This window comes from Marinobacter nitratireducens, assembly GCF_000708045.1.
In the GTDB taxonomy this organism is placed as follows: domain Bacteria; phylum Pseudomonadota; class Gammaproteobacteria; order Pseudomonadales; family Oleiphilaceae; genus Marinobacter; species Marinobacter nitratireducens.
The window spans coordinates 336,823-357,696 of the sequence record NZ_ANIE01000003.1; the positions used below are offsets into that span (position 1 = coordinate 336,823).

Here is a 20,874-nt window from a genome sequence, read left to right on the forward strand (position 1 = left end):
GCAGGGTTTGATGACTAGCATACCTAGAACGACGCGTCGCATTAGGCCGGGCGGGCAAAAAAGACTCGTTAGCGGTGGTTTTCTACTAGTCATAATATACTTTATCTTTGAATATCTTCGGGTGCAGGATAACGTTGCTCCGTTTATGGCTGCAATAAAGGTTCCGGCATTAATAACTCTCTCTCTGTGTGTTTTCTTTCTGCGTACCGAAAAAGAGTACCTCAAAGATCCAATAGTTTTAGCATTATTATTTTTCTTCATTGAAATTGTCAGTTGGGTCCCGTTTGCGAAGAACAATTTCTACGCCTTTCAGACGGCTAGGAACATGTTTATTACCCTGGTTTCTGTTTTTGCACTCGTTGCAAGCATTAATAGCGAAGATAGGCTTTTTTATTTCTTAAAGTTCTACTCAATTTTGTTGTTTATAATAGCTATCTGGGTGCTCACTCATGGTGGGGTAGGTCCTGGTGGTTTTCTTCAAGATGAGAACGATGTTGCTTTGGTCTTGGTGACGGGGCTTCCAATTGTATTTTACATCCTTATTGGTAGTGAGGATAAGGTAGAAAGGGTTTTAGGATTAGTTATTTTCGTATTGGTCGTGTCTGCTGTTGTCGCAAGTGCTTCAAGAGGCGGGTTTTTAGGCCTGGTATCTTCCTTGTTGTTTATGCTTTGGAGTTCCAGAAAAAGGTGGCGAAATATTGCATTGGTTTTCTTTTTATCTATCAGTGTGGGAGGGGTATTTGTTGCTTTGCTACCAGATGATTATGTTGCCGAAGTTAAATCAATCAAGAATACGAATGAAGGCACTGCGAATATAAGATTCCTTCACTGGACTACCGCTATAGAGATATTTAAAGATAATCCCGTATGGGGGGTCGGACCTAATAACTATCCATGGACGTCAGGTGATTATTTGCATCTTAGCCCATATTTTGTAGAAGGGGCGAGATTTAGATCGGGAAGGCAAGCTCACTCTCTCTATTTTACTCTCATACCTGAACTTGGGGTTGTTGGAATCTCATTATTCTTTTTCATGACGTATAAATATTTTAAAAGATTTAGGAAACTTGGCCGATCTTCTACTGATTTAAGTCACCGAAAACTAAACATATTAGCAATATCAAAAGCCATGAAAGCCGCGATGGTGGGTTTTCTCGTTACCGCAGCATTTATTTCAGTTCTATACTATCCTGTTTATTGGCATCTTCTTGGTTTATCTGTGGTAATTTTTCGGATTGCACAAAAACCTGAAGGCTTAGATCATGGAGATCATTAATGAGCGGTGATCCAAAAGCTGGAAAAGAGCGTATTCTTTTGATCTCCCCTGGGCCGAAATTTAACCTTGAATATTCATTTTTTGATAGGTGCTCTGGCCTCTCGAAGCAGTACGAGGGGGTGATATTAACCAGTGGCCCGGAGAGAAAACGTTGCACGTTTGGTGATTTTGAAGTTATTTGTGTTGGGGACGCAAAAGGACACTCTTTATTTACATTTATATGGTTTATATTCAAAGGATTACGGTTGGTCTTGGGAGGAAGCTTTCTTAGGGGGGAGCGCCGCTTTAAACTGATTGGCACCTATGATCCGCTTAAGACAGGGCTTGTAGCTTTTTTTCTTGGCCTGTGTTCAAGGATTCCATACGTAGTAGAAGTTAATGGTGATTACACTTCAGATGCTCTTTACGTAGACATTGATAGTAAATTGAAAAGACAGGCAAGAAAGTGGCTTCTTTGTAAGATTGAGAAACTCGTACTTGATCATTCCTCTGGAGTAAAGCTTCTTTATGATAGTCAAATTGATTATTTTTTACCCCTTTTAAATAACGCTGTCATAACCAGGTTTCCAGACTATGTGAATACGACAAATATGGAAAATAAAGGTGAAGAAAAGCAAATACTTTTTATTGGGTTTCCATATTACGTTAAAGGCGTAGATATATTGATAAAAGCTTTCAAGTCACTATCAGATCAGTTCCCGGAGTGGAGCCTAAAGATACTGGGATACTTCCCTGATATGGAAGAACTGGAGTGCGCTATAGACAACCATCCTCAGATCAGCTACCACCCTCCCGTGGATCCAGCAGACATACCCGAGCACATCGGGCGTTGCGGAATCTTCGTGCTGCCGTCTAGAACGGAAGCGATGGGCAGAGTCCTCATCGAGGCGATGGCCTCAGGAAAACCCAGAGTAGGATCGAACGTAGGTGGCATCCCTACGGTGATTACACACAATGTTGATGGATTTCTCTTTTCCCCAGGTGATGAAGCCGACCTAGCATCCAAGCTTGAGATCTTGATGGCGGACGAGGCGATGCGTCGACGTCAAGGAGACGCAGGATTAGAGCGTTACAAGATCGAATTTGGTAATGAGCAGTATTTCAAGCGGTTGTCCAATTTTTATCAATCTGTAATTTCCTGTTCCTCTTGAGTTCATTTGTGATTGAGTTACGGATGAGAGCTTGCAGCCGCTCTATAGTGGGACTGTGATTTTAGTGTCTAAACGAAAAAGTGTAATTACCGCTTTTTATAACAGCTAGCTAGATTATGGGCTAAGATCTTATGGAGGAGATCACCCATCATGAGGTTTCGTATGAAGACGACGAATGTGATTTTTCTAATCGTGACACTAGGTTTGATAGGTACTCCTCTGATTGCCGCTTCCCAAGAGCTAAAGTCAGGAGCCTACTACGTATCGCCCCTAGGAGACGATTCAAACGACGGAAGGCTTGTCGAAGATGGCGGAAGTGGGCCCTGGCGCACGATTCAGCATGCCGCTCAGAAGGTAATTGCAGGGGACACGGTATATGTAAGGGAAGGAGTGTACACCGAACCCGCTCCAGTAGAAGGCTCGACGAAATATTGGGGGATAAGGCCAGCTAACGATGGTGCTGCGTCTTTGCCGATTACCTATGCTGCATATCCTGGAGATAGGGTGGTGATCGACATGAAGGACCAGGCGCCTTGTTTCACTTTGTATGGCAGACAGTACATTACTATCGAAGGGTTTGAGCTCACTAACTGCGTCCAGGGAGGGGTGTGGATTATGAGCGGCAGCGGGCGCGAGAATAGTAATATTAGTGTTATAAGTAATATCATCCATAATATCGACGGTGGGACCGGAAATAACGTGGCCGGCGTTAGAATTGATGATGCTGGCTATTCCCTGATATCTGACAACACTATTTATAATATTAGGGTTGGCGGTGTAGATAATGCCAATGCCGCTGGCGTTTTATCGTATGGGATGTACGAAACGACTATACAGAATAATAATATTTCTGATGCTTATTCTGGAGTTTTCCATAAAATTCCTGATGTGAATGGAAGAAAAGGCGGTGTATTTAAAAAGAATGTTATCCATGATGTAAAATTGGCATTTTATTTTAATAATAACGACGGCGTTCCGGAATCGACCATCCATTACAACACCGAGCTGGTTCAGAACATCGTTTACAACACTACAGCTTTTCTTTATGAAACAACTCATATTGCTTACGGTCAGAGTCGAGGGTTGAAGATATACAATAATACAGTAATTGGGGCTGACTTAGGTGTGCGCGGGTTTTCCGATGTAGAAATAAAAGATAATATATTTTATAATTTTACTGGCCTAAAGACTGTTTATCAACCTGATGCCTTGACTGATTCCAAGGTGCACTATCCATCCATAGCGCTATCTGATTACAATGTTTTTTATCCAGAATTTATTGGAGCGGTTGGCGTATATAGCGGGAACGAAATTCGCGCGTATTCTTTGTTGGATTGGCAGGGTATAGGTTACGGTGGTGATCCGCTAACTATGGACGTGCCTGCCCCTGGTCCGGATTCGCACAGTACGACTAGCGACCCTCTATTTGTAGACGCCGCTAATAACAACTACCATCTTTCAGATCAGTCTCCGGCGAGGAATATGTCATCTGAAGGTGGAGCCGTTGGGGCTTATATCACCGGCACAGAGATTATTGGTGTCAGAAACGCCCCTACGACAATTGCCAGACCTAATGCGCCGCAGCTATTGGTTGAATAGATATTGGTCAGGAATTTTTGCGTAGGGGGAGTTTTCTTCCCCTACGTATTTACTTGTGATTTCACTAATCGCAACTTACCCGAAGCTTCTCTTCGAATTGTATCGACATACCTAAAATTAAACTTTACCCCTTCGCCGAATTTTGATTTCAATTTATTCTCAAGAGTGCGCTCTGTCTGGTCTAAAAAGTTCTCTTCTTTAACCAGACTAATTTCCATACTCAGGTCTTTATGCTGTAAAACTTGGAATTGTTTAATTCCTCCAACGGTATCCTTAATTTCCTCAAACACATACATCACATATTCTGGGTGAATTGGGTTGAATTGGCTGTCATATAGAGTGTCGTATTCTCGCCCATGTATTTTTTTAAGGATCGATAACGTTCGGCCACAGCTGCATTGATCATTTGATAGTTGTGCGTTGTCGCCTACTTCATATCGTATTAATGGCATAGCATAGTTATGGAAGTCAGAGACAAGCAAGCTCCCACTACCTGAGGAATGGTGTTTTGATTGGGCCTCTAGGTAAAGACTCTCGTCCATGATATGCATGTTGCCCTGTTCACACTCGTGTGCGATTGAGCCCACTTCTCCACACCCATATTCATTGTAAACTTTAAGTCCGGTGACAGCTCCAATACGAGTTCTGGTGGTCTCTGTTAGTATCTCGGAAGTAGTTATAATAGATGCAACGCTATCGGGCAGGGTAAGATCATTTTCATCGAGAAAATTAACGAACTGAAGTATTACTGACACATAGCCATAAAGGTATTGTGGCCGAAACCTGTGGAGTTTTTCATAAAATTTTTGGAAACTATCGGGACTTATATCAAAAGCAGAGAAGCGCTGCCGATTTGTTACGAGATCGATGAGTCTGTACTTTCTTTGATTAAATTGCGAAAGAGGGATTCCCCAAAAACGTGCTTGTGGCGAACCAATAGTAACTCCTGCCCATTCATACGACCTCCATGTAACGGCCCGCTCATGGGCCAAAGCTCTAGCATTTTTAATAATAGTGACGGCCCTGCCAGTCGACCCGCCCGTAGTTTTATGCGTCACAAGAGGGCTATAAGAGCATTTTGTCCTGATCGTCGAAAAATGTTCTACGATATCTTGCTTCGATACCGTTGGAAAATTACTAAAGTCTTTTAGTTCTTTGAGGTCATTCGGGTGAACACTATTTTCGTCATATAACTTTCGATAGAAAAGAGAATTTTCATATGCAAAGTTGACTAACTTTCTTAGCGAATTTAACTGAAATGCAGAAATATCATCTCGGTCCCAGTACTGGAATTGCCGGGAAAACTTAAGGTATCTAGAAACATTTTCACCTCTCAGATACGTGGACGGGAGGTAGAAAAGGTATTTGGAAATCGTGCTATTCATTATCGTCTCGCATGAGCGTTTTAAGTTTGAGAGAATATCTCATTGCTATTGACTCAAAGGAATATTTTTCTGCGACTAGTTTGGGGCCATTCGCCGACAGGCGTTTTCGAAGATTCCTGTCAGAAAATATTCTTTCTATCTTCAAGTAAAATTCCTCTGGAGAGGAAGCATGTTCCACGGTTACGCCTTGCTCTACATCTATTCCTATAGTCGCAAATGGGTGTGAGACAACCGGGCATCCCATTGCTAATGCATCTAATATTTTAAGCTTAGTACCACCACCTTCTCGAATTGGGCAGACGTAGACATCTGCACGCTTTAAATATGGGCGTACATCATCTACAAATCCATGTACAAGAAAGTCCGGATCTTGTTTCGCCAAAGATAGGAACTTATTGGTCGGATTCCTGCCAATCAAGTGCATTGTCACATTCGGCATTTTCATTTTTAATAAAGGCCAAATCTCATCGACAAAATAGTTCATAGCGTCAAGGTTTGGATACCACCCTAACCCCCCAGCGAAAATCAGACTGAAATCCTCATATTCGCTTTTTTCATGCTTAAAGTATTCCGTATCAACGCCATTTGGAACAGTTAGGCAGTTGACTCCAGGGCTCTCTCTCGTTAATAGCGACGAATCTTGATCTGAGCACGTAATATTTAAATCGAACTTTGATAATACGCTGTGTTCATATGATCTGAGCTTTCTTCCTTCCAATCTATAATATAATCTTTTCGCACCATTGCCTTCATTGATTGAACGCTCGCACATCATTTGCGACTCGACATTATGATGGTTTAATACTGTCGGAATGCCTCGACAACACTTTAAATAAGGCGCGAGGCTTATCGTGTCAAAATGAACTACATCAGGTTTAACTATTTCGTACATCTTGGACAATTGGGATTCTGCTATCCTGCTGTGGAGCCAATTTATCGTATAGGGGCGGCTAGAGAATAAAGAGCGGAGTGCGAGAAGATACTTTCCAAGGGGCACTCTCTCGGACGGAATGTCAACAACCCTAATTTCTTTAATGTATGGTGCCAGGCCAGCCTTAGCATCTTCCAGCGGCGATGTGCTTTCAGTAAAGCTACTTTTTAGAAATGCTGACTGGTTAAATGTAAAAAGATAAATGTCGAAATCTTTGCTTAGGTATTTTATTAAGTTGAATGAGCGTTGAAGAACCCCCCCTTTAGGTGGGTAAGGGACTAGGTGTGACACCCAAAGTAGCTTCGGTTTAGTCATGATTGGTTTCGCGCAAACTTTTTAATGTTTAGCATGATAGCTGATGTGACCCTGATCTTTAGTGAGAGACCTCTTAGTGCGTTTGGGCCTAATGTTTTATATGCATCGGAATAAAGTTCGGACATTTTTAATATATTTCTCTCGATCCAGAGTTTATTTAAGCAGTATATGACTTCGAGACTAACTCTCCGAATCTCGGAATTGGGTAATAGGTCAGCGTAACTGAGAAGTTTTCTGGAATAATATATATGCTGGTCGATATTTTTTTGAAACCTACAGAATTGGCTGTTTCGAGAGTCGTTATTTTTTCGGCAAAGAACTTTAGGGCTAATAGCTTGAGATTTGGTATGAAGGCGAAATCTTATTAAGGAATCAGTGATCTCCCAAATTTTAAGATTTTCATCGAAACCACCCGATTTTAAAAATATGTCTTTGTCTATACAAAATGATCCGGCTGCTATATTTTCTATGAGTTTAAAGTTGAACCGACTGAACTCTCTGGGTTCTTGAGATTCATATGAATCGAGTCTACTGGTTAGTATTTGTTCTTCTGATACATCTTTTAATACATCATATATTTCGAATGAAACGTACGTTAATCTTGATTTTGGGAATAACTCTCTTAGCCTTAAGTGCTCTTCGCAAACTCCTTCAACTAACTCGTCATCTGCATCGAGGAAAACCAAGTGCTTATTTCTTGCGTGCTTGGCACCTAAATTTCGTGCAGATGACGGGCCTTTGTTTGTTTGTCGGTATAGTGAGATATTTTCAGAGAATTCTTGTGCAATTTTATATGATTGATCGGTGCTACCGTCGTCTACAACGATGATTTCATTTGGGTACGGACCAACTTTTAAAACCTGTGTAAGCGTTTTTCTTATCGTGTCTTCTTTGTTGAATAGCGGAATTATTATGGATACGGCGGATCCAAGCGGCATTTGTCGTTCAGTGCACTTGCTTTTGGTCATTGGTTTCTCGATTAGTTCCTGTTTCCGGTCCATTTAAGAGGTAGAAGCGACTTTAAATTTGATTTAATTATCGATTTCTCACTTTCGTTTGTGACAAACAGTACGTAAACTGAAACGTATGACAAATATAAAGGTATTGCCATTAATAGAGCTAATAAGAATGAGTGGTTATCTGAAAAAGATTTCAATATCAGGTAAACGGGATAGTGAAGCGCTAAAGATATAGCGGTGAAGTAAAGCGTCGAATAGTATGTTTTTCTTGCTGGCTTATTCCAAGCCATGCTGAGTAAAAGTGGTAAAACTAAGAATCGTGAAACCGCCAACGTTACACCTATCCCGACCGCTATTCCAGAGATTCCATAACTCTTGGAAAGCACAATTGTTACTAAAACAATTAAAAGGCTTTCAAGCAATTCATATCTAGAAAAATATTTATGTTCAGCAAGCGATACGAGAAGCTGGAATGTGGGGTAGTGTAGTAGAACGAAAAAATATCCAATGGCCATCGCCGAAACGGCGATATAAGCCTCATTGTATTCAGGACCTATCCAGAAAACGATAAAAGAATTTCCTAAAGATATCAATCCACCACACAAACACGATGAAATTAAAGCAGATACCTTTAAGGAAAAATCGTAGTTTTTAGAAAGTTGGTCATGCTTTCGCTCCCCGAGGAGTCTGGTAAAAGATGGCATTAATACGCCCAAAATGCTTGATTGCAGTTGGTTTATGTATTGTATTAATTGTGATGCGATTTGAAAGAGTGTCACTGTGGAAATTGAAAGAGCGCCAGCTATGACCATGTGAGGTCCCCGATCGCGAACCTGTCTTCCAATAAACATAACCAAGCTATTTACTCCAAAGTCTAATAGTTCAAACACCCCTTCTTTTTTGACTAGAGCGATCTTGGGATCTAACCAGTTTGCTTCGCGTTTTGCAAACCTAAGAACCAGGAGTTGTGATATTAAGTCGAATAATACTGTGATGAGTGCTAGATTTATAACGCTGGCATCTATTTGAAATATCAAGAATATCGTTATTGCGCGAAGTATTGATTTTGATATGTCAATGTATGACTGTATGTCAAATCGTAGATAGGCGCTGAGGATTCCATAATAAGCGTTCATTATGAAGTGTATAGAGAATGTGCTACCCATAACCAGGATTATCGTCTGGAAAACCTGTGCATCATCTTTTCCGGTAAAAAATACAGGGGCTGATACCGCAATTGCTATGCTTGCTAATACTGCAATTACCGCGATAAAGGTGTAAATGAATAGAGAATTGGAAAAGATCGAATTCAATCTTTCCTGGTCATGTTCACCGAGTGCGTGAGCAATATAACGTTGCGTAGCGCTGGCTATACCTAAATCGAACATGCCGTAGAAGCCGAGAGTGCTTGCTACAAGTATCCAAACCCCGTACCAATGATCGCCAAGGTTTCGAATAAGGAAAGGCATCATAAAAAATGAAATTGCCATTCCAATTATAAGCGCAATTGTCCGAAGGCCCGATCCAGTGATAAGTCTTTTTGCACTCACCTGTCAGTGTCTCTTTATGGTTGAAATTTATGGCGAATTTTGTAAGCAGACTATCGAACGAGTTTGAGAAGATCACAGTACAGGTGAAGGTACTTCATGTTGCAAGCGGATCTGGAAAAATATTTTCGTGCAACATTTTGCCCATATTTTCCGTATTTCTGCCTTGCTTCCGAATTCGTGACTAGTTCCTCTAGTGCGCTCGTTAATTCGGCAAGGTTCTCACTTTCAACGAGAATACCGTTCTCCCTGTCTCTGACGATTTCGCTGTTTCCTCCGACGTTACTTGCTATAACAGGCAAGCCTGTTGAGATTGCTTCTAGAATACTGCGCGATAGGCCTTCAGTTGTAGAGAACTGTACGAAGATATCGGCTTCTGATAACCATTCATCGACGTTCTTTTGTACTCCTCGGAGGAAAACTGTTTTATTTAGCAGGTCTCCTGCTTCGTTTGCGATCGATTCATGCTCTGGACCTTCACCGAGTATTTCCAGTCTTATGTTTCTATCTGCAGATAGAGATGAAAATGCTTTTACGATCAGGTCTATATTTTTCAGCTTTATCAATCGTCCAACGCAAATAACCACGATTTGTTTAGTGCTGCCACTCGTGTTTTGACTATTACTGTTTTCTCTGTTTTTATCTGAATTGTCTATTTCTATGCCATTGTAAATGGTGGTGATTGCGCTATCGTTGAAGCCGCAGATCTGTCTGTAATAGTTCTCCATGTTCTTCGAAACTGTTACAAACTTGGTGCCGAAAAGGCGTGCTAGCTTGAGTATATATCGTCGGGCTGTTTTTTCTTTGAGCATGTAGACGTCGTGAAGGGTGCCTACATGCGGGATGCGGGATAACGCAGCTGCTCCTGCTGCCCCTGTTATAGGGCCAAAAAGGTGGCTATGAAGAAGGTCAATGCGCTGCACCTTAAGAAACTTTGCGAATTCTAGTGCAAATAGAGGCAGCCTCGCTGTACTTTTAAAATGGCGGCGGAAAGGGATGACGACGTGCTCGATCCCGTACTTTTCACATTGCTCTCTTATCCATGGATGGTCGAAATGCAATACCACAGGAGTAAAAGTGTTGGTTTGCTCTTCAGTGTAACGACACAAATCAATCATGACCTGTTCGGCACCGCCAGCAATACCTGTTTCTATGAAGTGTCCTATTCGCATGTTCTTGGCCACTTGCTCTTCCTTGATTGCTGTGTCCCCGGAGCGAGATGGCAGTATATTACAGGTGGGGCCAAGATATACAGCGGCGGTCACAAAGGAGTTGCAGCGAACCTCGAATGTTCCCTTATGTTAGGGGCGTGTAAATGTTGTCATCAATCTATTTTTTTGAAATGCCTTATGGCTACGACGAGTAGTGCAAAGCAGGCGAGTAAGAAGCCAGAGGGTTCGTGAACCTTGGTGACTTCCAAGGTGATGTTGTGCTCGATACCAACCACCCAGTTCATGTCGCCGGAGAGGTGTGTGATTTGGTAGGTCATTGCTCGGTCATCTCCAATCTTTCTTAGCGTCCCTTGATCTGAGACCGGTCTGACACCGCTATATCCTGAGTACCTACCATCGAATTCTTTTGTTTGCAGGAAGGAGTAACCCGTGGGGAAGGTAACGGCGGCCTCAAAAGCTGGTCCCACAGCTGAGTCCATGAACATAATTTCCAACGCAAGAACTTCGATACGATAAGCGCTTGGGTCAGCAAAATAAGACGAGATCTCTTCAGAACCTATGGGTTGGTATGTGGAAAGGACATAGTCTAAAGACCTGCTGATCGTCCTTGATTCGCCTGGTACAGAATTTTGCCATGTCATGCCCATGGTGCCGTATGAGTCGATCACAAAAGCACTAACTGGTGAAGATGCAAAAAATAATGCCAGGATTAGATGTCTCACTTTACGCTCCTTGTATAGTAGTTTCGAAGGAGCTGTAGCAAAATTGAAACCAACTCTTAATGGCATGATTTTTATAGGATATCTCTCCGTTGCAGTTTCGTTATGTAAAATATGTCGACAAGGTAAGGAGGGGCAAGATTAATGAGGTTACGGTCCCCAGCGATCATTGGGTCTTGGGGCTTCCTGAAACGCTGATGATATTCCTTGGGGATTGCCATCACCGTCGTATGCAGGACCCCCATAGGATTGTGCCCAATTTAGACCAAACCTCTAACGAATTTCCATACAGATCTACTGCACGAGGAAATTGACAGGGGCTGATGGCTCGCTACTCAGTCCCTGAGTGTCAACTACTCTGACGGTAAAATACCAGGTTCCTGGAGAAAGCTGGTCAAAGGTATGACTCGTTTGAGTGCTGTCTATTTGCAGCGACTGATCCAAGCTAAGTTCCGATAGGCCATAGCTCAATACATAGTACGCAATCTCGCTAAGGGAAATTGACGTACCATCTGTTCGTGTCGAAGGTGCTGTCCAGCTTAACGTTACTGTGCCAGTTGGTGCTGGGGTCACACTTTCGTCTGTGCTGCCCGATGGCGTAGAAGCGGGGGTGGGTTCTAGAGTCCATGGATGCAGGTTTGATTGGTATGCCTCAAGAGCAGTTATTCCCTCTCCGTTAAATGCGATAGCAGCGTCGTTAACGAGAACGTCGGTTCCATACGTTAACTCCCAAATGTCGGGAAGGCTGTCACTGTCTGAATCGGTGACAGAGTTCCCGCTCAGATTAGGGGAGCTGATGATGTCCTGAGGGGGGAAAGTGGTTCCGGACTGTGCGTCTGCAATGGTCAGAGATGCAATAGCTGCCCCTGTTTTTTCATAGTACTCGACTTGAATGGGGACAGCAGTACCCGCCTGAAAGCTTCGCTCGACAACGTCGGACGTTGTGCCGCGATCCACCCATGAGTTAATGGCTGTCTCAGTACCGAGTTTCATACGCACACCGTCATCAGACGTCAGCGTAAACCTGTAGAGTCTTTCACCTGAATCGTGAGGGGGGGTGAATAATCCGTACCACCTTGCGCTAAAGCGATCTTTCGGTAGTTCCGGCAGTGGCGGGTTAGTGGACCAGTCAAATTGGAGCGTTTCTCCTTGGCGGGTTAAAACATAGCTGTCGAATTCTGTTCCGGAAAAGTACTGGCCCGTGAAGCCGGCTACCAGTTCTGTTGCAGTGGAATCTGTTTCCGTTACTGGAGAATCGGCTGAGTCATCCATGTTCGTGCCGGCTATAAATTCCTCAAGGTTGCTGAAGCCATCACCGTCCTGGTCCATGGCAGCATCTGCTGCATTTAGAGGATCTAAAGAATAAGCAAACTCCGCTCCGTCGGGGATTCCGTCTCCGTCTGTGTCGATGTTGTTTTCTCTTGTTCCAATTCTGAACTCTTCAATAGCGGTAAGAAGGTCGTTATCGGGGTCGGAAGTAGCATCACCGCTGTTTGAAGGGTTTAACCCCATAATGACTTCCCAGTTGTCATAGAGCCCGTCCTGATCCGTATCGAGTGGTGGGTAGGACTGTGAAAAGCTAAGTCCTTCAGAGCCGTCAAGGAAGCCTACTCGATATCCTAAAGAATAAGCATCAGCGGATGTTGCATCTGACTCATAAATCGGTGTGGCCCAGGAGTACAGTGCGCTTGAGTCAATGACCTTCATCGGAAATCCGGGCCCTTCCCACGCGACGCTGAAGTGGTCATCTCCAACCGCCTCTTTGAATAACAGTTTAAAGTAGTATTTGGCGCCGGCTTCTAGGTAAACAAGACCGGATGTTTGAGAACTGTACTGGTTATAGCTTTCTGTGTAGGTCCAGTTCGGCACAGATGCTATCGCCGAGGCGTTATCGGGGGATTGATCGCTACTTAGCCAAAACTCGGCACCATCGTCAGCGCTCAAAAAGAAACGGTATTCACCAGTTGTGGGAGGGGCAATAAAGCCCTGAACCATTGCCCCGTAGCTTTCGGCCCTGTTCACCAAAGACTGTAATGTCGTCAGTTCCGCGATTTCCGAGGGAGTGTCAGGGTATGTTGAGCTGGCAGTCAGGTCGCTAACCAACGTGCCTTCGATGCCATCCCAGTAGAGGATCTGTACCTTACCCGGTTCACTTTGTGCCGGGGTAGCAGCGGTGGCATCGAGTCCCTCTATATCCTCTATTTGCCAAGCCTGACAGCCAGACAGAACGATAGCCAACAATACTGGAACGATTAACTGATGAGTTTTCATAGGGCACCATTGATCAATGGATTCGGCCAATAATTTCAGTATTGGTTTCAGCGAGGCAGGTTTCCAATCGACGGTTGTATCGTTTTTTCATGCTTGAGGTGTGTTTATGCGATAAATACTTAAGTATGCGTTTCCATGCTCAACAGTGTCGGGAATCTTTACGATCGTTGGTTCTTTGCAGTCTTTATGGCTTATTAAAATATTGAAATAAAATGAAAAAATGTAGTTGGCGAGAAGATTGCTTAGTTTTTTCGTGCGGGTGATGACGAAAGCCCAGAAATGGCAAGACATTAAAGGACTGATACTATGAAAACGCTGAACAAAGTACTGATAGGATCATTGTTGTCGATGGGCATCGCATCCGGTGCTTCTGCGTACTCTATCGATGATAATGGTGCTGACCAGTTCATCGGTGCCAACAATAATCCTCTCGCGACAACCAACAACGACGTATTCGGCAACCCGGCAGAGTACGATGTGTTCGGGATGGATGTCTCCAGTGATGTAAACAACCTTTACGTGAGCGTATACACGAACTTCGATCCTAGTGCATCGACGTTTGATTACGGTGACCTCTTCATCAGCACTGATGGCTGGAACCCGTTTGGCACTGCTCCGTACGAGAACGACGATTACACGAACGGCGAAGATTGGGAATATGCGGTTGACGTTAGCAGCCTGTCCGGCGGCCTTGCTGACGTTGTCGACATCTCACTGTCTGATGGCCTCAATATTACGTCTGATTCTCCGACTCGAATTGGCCAGGAAGTTACCGTTGATCGTGCGTCTATCCTTGGTTTCCCGACAGGAGCAGACAAAGCCGGAGACGCTGGTCTGAACATCACGACTGGCGGCCTTACTACTTTGAGCTTCCAGATTGCCCTGAGCGACCTGGGTTTGAATGCTCTGACCCCTCAAGAGATCGGTCTGCGCTGGTCCATGACTTGTGCAAACGATATCACCGAAGGTTCATACACCGTTCCTGAGCCTGGAACTCTGGCTCTGCTGGGTCTTGGCCTGATCGGTCTGGGCCTGCGTAAGCGCGCAAAGGCGTAAGCCAGGCGGATAGAGTTCATAGCTCTGTTCGGTAGTGGAAAAGGGTGGGGTGCGTTGATTCGCATTCCGCCTTTTTTTTGGGCGTGCAACAACGTCGAATTAGTTTACAGTTGTTTCAGAAGAGCAAGTTGGACCAATCTTGCCGGCAAAAGGGGAGTTGAGACATTCCATGGAAGGCTGTAAGAGCCATGCTGCTACCTACATATTGGGGATCTCAGCCTACTATCATGATTCCGCTGCCGCTCTCATTAAAGACGGGCACATTGTGGCTGCGGCACAGGAAGAACGCTTTACCCGGATAAAGCACTACTCAGGCTTTCCTGGGAAGTCTGTAAAATATTGCCTGGAATTCGCTGGAATTGGCCTTGAGGACGTTCGATGTATCGTCTTCTATGACAAGCCCCTGCTGAAATTTGAGCGCCTGCTTGAAACTTACCTTAGTTTCTCACCGAGCGGGCTCAAATCCTTTCTGAAAGCTATGCCGGTATGGCTGAAAGAGAAGGTATATCTTAAGAGAGAACTTAGGCGAGCGCTTACCGAGGTATCCGGTTTAGCGCCAAAACAGTTGCCCAAATTACTGTTTACCGGGCATCACCAATCCCACGCGGCGTCAGCCTTTTTTCCATCACCGTTTGATCGGGCCGCCGTTCTTTGTCTTGACGGCGTTGGTGAATGGGCGACGACCTCCGCCTGGAATGGCGATGGTGCGGCCCTGGAACCACTTTGGCAGATAGACTTTCCGCATTCCCTAGGCTTGCTGTATTCCTCTTTCACCTACTACCTGGGGTTCAAGGTGAATTCCGGTGAGTACAAGGTGATGGGCCTGGCGCCGTATGGCGAGCCGCGTTTTGTAGAACTGATTCGCACTGAACTAATTGATATTAAAAGCGATGGGTCGTTTCGTTTGAACATGGCCTACTTCAATTATTGCACGGGATTGACCATGGTTAACCGCAGGTTCGAAGAGTTATTCGGAATGCCTGTAAGGAAGCCTGAGTCGGAATCTTTGACCCAGTTTCATATGGATGTCGCAGCATCTATCCAGCAGGTGCTCAATGAGTGCGTGGTATGCCTGGCTTCTGCGTTAAGGAAAGAGACTGGTCATGACAAGCTTTGTCTTGCCGGCGGTGTTGCACTGAACTGTGTGGCGAATAGTGAAGTGATCCGGCGTGCCGGATTTTCTGAAATATGGGTTCAGCCTGCGGCGGGGGATGCCGGGGGGGCTCTTGGTGCTGCCCTGTGTGCGTGGTACCAGCTGTCGGGAGAACGACAGCGTAACCAGGTTGATGGCATGTCAGGCACTTATCTTGGGCCTGAGTTTTCGAATGCCGAAATACGCGAAGCACTCGACGTGAGCGGCGCTGTTTATGGGTATGAAAATGAAGAGACATTGTATGCACGTACAGCGAGCCTGATTGAGGGTGGGAACGTAGTGGGCTGGTTTCAGGAACGAATGGAGTTTGGCCCCAGAGCCCTGGGGCACCGTTCTATCCTTGGAGACCCTCGGCGAGGCGAGATGCAGGAAACCATGAATTTGAAGATCAAGTTCCGGGAATCGTTTCGTCCTTTTGCGCCTTCAGTTTTGCTCGACGATGCCAAAGATTGGTTCGAGTGCCCGCAGGAGAGTCCTTACATGCTTTTGACTGCACCAGTTCATCCATCCAGGCGGCTGGCGGAGGCCAGTAATGCAGTGCGTGGGCTCGAGTTGCTTAAACATGCGCGTTCGGAAATTCCGGCCGTCACCCACGTGGATTACAGCGCCAGGTTGCAGACGGTTGGTGACCAGGGCTCAGTCAGATACCGCAGATTGCTGGAAGCGTTCAAGTCTTTGAGCGGATGTCCTGTCCTCATAAATACCTCCTTCAACGTGAGAGGTGAGCCGATAGTCGCTACTCCGGAGGATGCGTATCGATGCTTTATGGCAACAGGTATGGATTATCTGGTTATCGGGAACTATATCCTTGAGAAGACATCTCAACCCAATCAGGAGCAATACCTGGACCACATCAATCAGTTTGAACTGGATTAATTCTAATCATGGACGTTAGAAAAGAGCGTGAGGAAGCGAGAACCTTTGGGTATACCCTGGCCATTTTCCTGGGTGTGGTATTTGGGCTTTTGTTACCGTGGTGGGCTGAATACTCATTACCGGTCTGGCCCTGGGTTTTGGGGGCCGGTTTGGGTGTTATCGCGTTCCTTCATCCCACTGCCTTGAGCCCTTTGCGGAGAGGCTTTATCCGCGTTGGAGAACCTCTTGGTCGATTCAATTCCGTTTTCCTGCTGTCGCTCGTCTATTTTGTATTGATCTGCCCGATGGGTTTTTTAATGCGTTTGCTTGGCAAGGATCCGATTCACCGTTCATTTGATTCGCGGGTCTCCAGTTATCGTAAGCAGAGTGAATCAAGCACAAGTTTGGAGTTGCCGTTCTGATGTGGGAACTGTTAAAGGATTTTTCTCTGTTTGTTCGAGCCAGGAAGAAATTCTGGATGATTCCATTACTGGTCACATTAATTCTGCTTGGCGGGCTAATCGTTTTTGGCCAGGGTTCCGCATTTGCCCCGTTCATCTATACATTGTTCTGAGGTGATCTTGATGTCGCAGGGAGAGCGGAATAGGAATGCTGCTTTTGCCATAGCGAGCGCTGTGCTTGCGGTTGTAATGGCTGGGTCTGTTGTTGAGTGGGCCTTGAGGGCGTACAGCAATACCATTAGCGAATCTGAGTCTATGGACGATGGCTTTGTGCTCTACGATCCGGCCCTTGGATGGAAACTGAATCCGGGATGGTCCGGGCAGCACCATCACTACGATTTTAATGTCAGCTACTCTGTAAATGAGGAGGGGTTCCGAGGACCCGTCCCCGGGCGACTGACGGGCGATCCTGATATTTTCTTCGTAGGCGATTCATTTACATTCGGATTGGGCGTCAATGACTCCGAGACATTTGTAGCGGCTCTGAACAGGAAGCACTCTGAGGATACGGTTCGGTTCTCAAATCTGGGAGTGCCGGGCTATGCCCCGGACCAATCGCTTTTAGCTTTGGAACCTATACTGAAGTTTCAGCCCAGTAGCGTTATTTGGGTTGTCTACCTTGGTAACGATCTTCTTGATATTCGGTACCGGTTCCCATTACAGGCAGCGTATGGTAAGCCATTCTTTGATCTGGTCGGCGACCGGTTAGCATTGCGAAACAGCCCGGTTCCTATGGTGAGCAAGTCCACCTCGTTCCGCCCTGATTCTGTCCAGTCGGCGATTTTAAGAGACTTTGAGCTGTATAGCGCGGGGCGGGATGCCTTGAATGAGTTTCAGATAGGCAGGCGCCTGAATAGCCTGGTGGGCATTGATGAGCCTGGCCTGACCCAATATCTCGAAAAGGCGAACGAACAGGACATTCAGCTGTTCATGGCAATCACTTCTCGTGCCCAAACGTTGCTGAGGGGCGCCGGGGTGGAGCTTGAATTCGTTTTAATGCCTGGTTCTGGGTATTTCAGGGAGGGAACAGTGCCTGGGATATATCAACAAACGCTGGAACTGCAGCTCTCTCAGGCATTTGATCGGTTGGGTATCAGAGCCGTGAGTCTGGGCCCTCAATTAAGTAAATTGTATGATCAAGGACAGGTGTTGTTTCACCCGAACGAAGGGCATTTGACAGCCGTTGGCCATTCGAGAGTGAGCGAGATCCTTGACCAGGCATTCAGTTGGTGATGTTCCGGGATTAGAGAAAGGGGGGTAATCATCCCCCCCTTTCTCTCATAGCTGTCAGCCTCGCTCCCCAATCCCCTCAAGTATCACCTTTGCTTCGGCATTTTTTCCCGTGGCTTTATAGGCCTCTGCTAAATGCATGGCGATCTCGTCAGAGTTCGGCTGCAGTTTGTAAGCCTTCTCCAAAACAGGAAGACTCTCTTCGGCCTTGCCTGCCTTGAGCAGAATCCAGCCATAAGTATCTGCGATCGCGGCGTTTTCAGGGTTCAGCTCGTAAGCTCGGCCTGCGAGCTCCATGGCCCGTGCGTCGCCTTCTTCATGATAGAGCCAAGCCAGGTTGTTCAACGCAACAACGTTATCTGAGGTGATGTCGAGAAGGGCCTCGTAAGCGGATTTTGCTTTCTCAGTCTGCTGCTCGTTTTGATACAGCATCGCCGCATTCATCAGCAGAGTAGGGTTAGAGGGGTAGCTCTCCAACGCTGCGGCAGCCGCTTTAAGAGCACTGTCTTTTCGACCGTCTTTCTGGAGTGTTCGGATGTAGGCCACGTGGGTGTTGGCAGAGTCGTCCTTGGTGAGAGCGAGCTCATACAGCTCTGCGGCTTGCCGGAACTCTCCCTCCTGTTCGTAGAACGTCGCTTCTATCAAGTACGGATTGGCTGAATCAGGGTGAGCCTGTTTGGCCTCCTGAATAATGTTCCGCGCTTCGCTTTCGTCACCTGACTGGAAGGCGAGGTCAGCGGCTTGAAGTGATACACGTTCACTCTCAGGGAAAAGCACTCGGGCTCGGTCCAGAACGGTCTTGGCTTGCTCGGGGTTGCTCTTGCGTAGCCTCGTTGAGACCGCACTGTAGATATTAATCACAGCAGGTTCGGCCGCTGATGGTACGTTCTCTTCGGTCCGCTCAAGCAGTGTTGCGGAAAGCGAGTCAGCCTGGGTGTTGTCACCATTGGTCAACGCTGCTTCAAGCAAGACAAGCTTCGGTCCGACGGCATCTGGCTGGTCCTCAGAAAGCTGTGTTACCAGCTCAAGAACCGCGTCCTGAGAGCTTACCCGGGAGAATCCTGCCAGCGCTGCACGGTTATCTGCATTCAGCTCAAGGGCAGTTCTGAAGAGGGCTCTGGCGTTGTCGGATTTGTCCTGAGTCATGGCCAGGTTGCCAAGCGCTACCAGTGGCGCGGTAGATTCGGGGAATGCCTTCCTTGCGCGCTCAAAATAATCCTGAGCCTCACCTTGCTCGCCGGCTTCCAATGCAAGCTGTCCCCTTGTAAGAATTGCCGTCATGCTGTCCGGGGAATCCTTGATCCATTGATCGGCAACCGAAACAGCCTTTGTCGGCTGCTCAGAACGAAGGTAGGCCTGAATCAGCACCGCTCGCGCGGATTCGTTATCGGGCGCGGCTTCTTTGACTGTGTTGGCACTCTTTATAGCATCGTCGAATCGACCAATTTCGATGAGATAGCGAGCGTAGCGGATCCGAAGTTCATGATTGTCAGGATTCTGCTGAAGAGACTTCTGGATCAGCGCCTCACCGGTGTCCTGGTCGCCCGTTGAAAGCGCGGCGATGCCGGCAAGCGCAAGCGTTGCTGGGTTGCTGTCCGAGTCGTCCAGATCTTCGAGGACAGATTTTGCGCCCTCAGGGTCTTTTAGCTGAAGCCGAGTAGCGGCAAGCAGGCGGCTGGCTTCACTGTCGTGGGTCATCTCAGCAATGGGCGCCAAGAGCTTCTCTGCTTCTTCAACTCTTCCCTGGCGGAAACGGATCATTCCCAGCATCAGGTTGCTTTGTTCGTGGCTTGGAGCCTGACGAAGAATTTCTTCGAGATACTTGGCCGCTTCGTTCAGGTCTCCGCGGTTATAGGCATCCTGAGCCGCGATAAGATTGCTACGAACCATGCCCGGACCGGACTTGGCCAGAATCTCTTCATAGACAAATGCCTCCGAAGATTTTCCCTGGGCTCGCAGGACAGAAATCAACGCTGAAATGGTTTCATACTTACGCCGGGTCATGACATCAAACTGACCGATATCCTCCAGCGCCTTGATATAGGCTTCTTCAGCGGCTTCCCATTGTTCGCGGGCCTGGGCAAGCTGGCCTTTCCAGAGCCAGAGTTCAGGTTCTTGCGGATCCAGCTTTTCGGCCTCCGCCAGGTACTGGTCGACAGCCTGCTGATTGTCCTCGCTGAACGCGAGGCGGGAGAGACCTATCAGAGGTAACGGAGAGTTTGTGTCGATTTCCTGAGCGCTTTCAAACGCCGCACGTGCTTTGTCTGTCTTTCCGGAGGCATGGTAGATCTTGGCTTCCAGTATTTTTCCTTTGAGTTCCTTGGCTCTATCACCAAACGACGCTTCTGAAAGTGCACGGAGGGCCTCTTTGAAGTCCCTCTGATAGAAGTTTGCCTCGGCACGAATCAGGCTGGCTCGGGTCTGGTTTGCCTGGCTGATATCTGTCTCGTTCTCTTCCATCGCGTCGAGAAGCTGATCAAGCTGACGCTCGGCATTTTCGGCATCACCGGCTTTAAGCAGGTTCTCCAGGATAACGAAGTAGGGGTCGGGTTGATCTGCTTGCAGTTCGATAGCGCTGCGGGCTTCGAGGGTACTGGCTTTCAACTCCCCCTGGCGCTGAAAGAAACGAGCCTGATCCAGGTGGCTGATGTACTGAATTTCTTCCTGCGTCATTTCCTTCGCTTCTTCGCCACATCCGGCCATTGTCAGAGCGATGGCCGTGGAGAGGAGAGTCGTTCGCGCTAGCTGTAGTGCTTTCATGCCCTGTTCCTTCGTTAATCGGGTCTTGTTTCGA

Annotated in this window: 16 protein-coding genes; 8 read left to right on the plus strand and 8 right to left on the minus strand. The window is 46.5% G+C overall.

From position 1 onward, the window contains the following. Window positions 1-10 precede the first annotated feature (10 nt). The 3 genes from D777_RS03425 to D777_RS03435 all read left to right on the plus strand — a co-directional run bounded on the left by D777_RS03425 (window position 11) and on the right by D777_RS03435 (window position 4,026). Window positions 11-1,276 carry an O-antigen ligase family protein gene (locus D777_RS03425; protein WP_036128750.1) on the plus strand — a complete coding sequence of 422 codons (1,266 nt, stop codon included), beginning with the start codon at window positions 11-13 and terminating at the stop codon, window positions 1,274-1,276. Then, window positions 1,276-2,427, plus strand: a complete 1,152-nt coding sequence (locus tag D777_RS03430) for a glycosyltransferase family 4 protein (protein WP_036128751.1) — start codon at window positions 1,276-1,278, stop codon at window positions 2,425-2,427. The genes D777_RS03425 and D777_RS03430 overlap by 1 nt, the downstream gene beginning before the upstream one ends. Window positions 2,428-2,577: 150 nt before the next feature. Next, complete coding sequence (locus tag D777_RS03435) at window positions 2,578-4,026, plus strand: right-handed parallel beta-helix repeat-containing protein (RefSeq protein WP_150112592.1); 1,449 nt, start codon at window positions 2,578-2,580, stop codon at window positions 4,024-4,026. 41 nt (window positions 4,027-4,067) lie between these two features. Here the strand turns inward: D777_RS03435 and D777_RS03440 are convergent, their stop codons facing one another. The 7 genes from D777_RS03440 to D777_RS03470 all read right to left on the minus strand — a co-directional run bounded on the left by D777_RS03440 (window position 4,068) and on the right by D777_RS03470 (window position 13,325). Beyond that, window positions 4,068-5,411, minus strand: coding sequence for a phenylacetate--CoA ligase family protein (locus D777_RS03440; RefSeq protein ID WP_036128754.1), 1,344 nt, complete (start codon window positions 5,409-5,411; stop codon window positions 4,068-4,070). Continuing rightward, window positions 5,404-6,657, minus strand: a complete 1,254-nt coding sequence (locus D777_RS03445; protein WP_051668928.1) for a glycosyltransferase family 4 protein — start codon at window positions 6,655-6,657, stop codon at window positions 5,404-5,406. The genes D777_RS03440 and D777_RS03445 overlap by 8 nt, the downstream gene beginning before the upstream one ends. Further along, entirely contained in the window at window positions 6,654-7,625 is a 972-nt protein-coding gene (locus D777_RS17625; RefSeq protein ID WP_051668929.1) for a glycosyltransferase family A protein, read from the minus strand. The genes D777_RS03445 and D777_RS17625 overlap by 4 nt, the downstream gene beginning before the upstream one ends. Window positions 7,626-7,636: 11 nt before the next feature. Beyond that, complete coding sequence (locus D777_RS03455; protein ID WP_150112593.1) at window positions 7,637-9,166, minus strand: lipopolysaccharide biosynthesis protein; 1,530 nt, start codon at window positions 9,164-9,166, stop codon at window positions 7,637-7,639. Between the two features lie 50 nt (window positions 9,167-9,216). Further along, on the minus strand, window positions 9,217-10,347 hold the full coding sequence (locus D777_RS03460; RefSeq protein WP_036128758.1) for a glycosyltransferase: 1,131 nt from the start codon (window positions 10,345-10,347) through the stop codon (window positions 9,217-9,219). Between the two features lie 140 nt (window positions 10,348-10,487). Beyond that, a complete protein-coding gene (locus tag D777_RS03465) occupies window positions 10,488-11,057 on the minus strand; it encodes a hypothetical protein (RefSeq protein WP_036128760.1) in 570 nt (189 codons plus the stop codon). A 291-nt stretch (window positions 11,058-11,348) separates the two neighbouring features. After that, window positions 11,349-13,325 (minus strand): PA14 domain-containing protein, encoded by a 1,977-nt coding sequence (locus D777_RS03470; protein ID WP_036128762.1) that lies wholly within the window; start codon window positions 13,323-13,325, stop codon window positions 11,349-11,351. A 306-nt stretch (window positions 13,326-13,631) separates the two neighbouring features. Between D777_RS03470 and D777_RS18115 the strand changes: the two genes are divergently transcribed. The 5 genes from D777_RS18115 (at window position 13,632) to D777_RS03490 (ending at window position 18,083) form a co-directional block, all read left to right on the plus strand. Next, entirely contained in the window at window positions 13,632-14,381 is a 750-nt protein-coding gene (locus D777_RS18115) for a PEP-CTERM sorting domain-containing protein (protein ID WP_036128764.1), read from the plus strand. A 169-nt stretch (window positions 14,382-14,550) separates the two neighbouring features. Then, window positions 14,551-16,410 carry a carbamoyltransferase family protein gene (locus D777_RS03480; RefSeq protein WP_036128766.1) on the plus strand — a complete coding sequence of 620 codons (1,860 nt, stop codon included), beginning with the start codon at window positions 14,551-14,553 and terminating at the stop codon, window positions 16,408-16,410. 8 nt (window positions 16,411-16,418) lie between these two features. Then, a complete protein-coding gene (locus D777_RS18325; protein ID WP_036128767.1) occupies window positions 16,419-16,811 on the plus strand; it encodes an SxtJ family membrane protein in 393 nt (130 codons plus the stop codon). Further along, window positions 16,811-16,963, plus strand: a complete 153-nt coding sequence (locus D777_RS18125; RefSeq protein WP_227501654.1) for a DUF5989 family protein — start codon at window positions 16,811-16,813, stop codon at window positions 16,961-16,963. The genes D777_RS18325 and D777_RS18125 overlap by 1 nt, the downstream gene beginning before the upstream one ends. Before the next feature lie 10 nt (window positions 16,964-16,973). Beyond that, window positions 16,974-18,083, plus strand: a complete 1,110-nt coding sequence (locus tag D777_RS03490) for an SGNH/GDSL hydrolase family protein (protein ID WP_036128770.1) — start codon at window positions 16,974-16,976, stop codon at window positions 18,081-18,083. Window positions 18,084-18,137: 54 nt separating this feature from the next. Here the strand turns inward: D777_RS03490 and D777_RS03495 are convergent, their stop codons facing one another. After that, complete coding sequence (locus D777_RS03495; RefSeq protein WP_036128772.1) at window positions 18,138-20,840, minus strand: tetratricopeptide repeat protein; 2,703 nt, start codon at window positions 20,838-20,840, stop codon at window positions 18,138-18,140. Window positions 20,841-20,874: the final 34 nt, after the last annotated feature.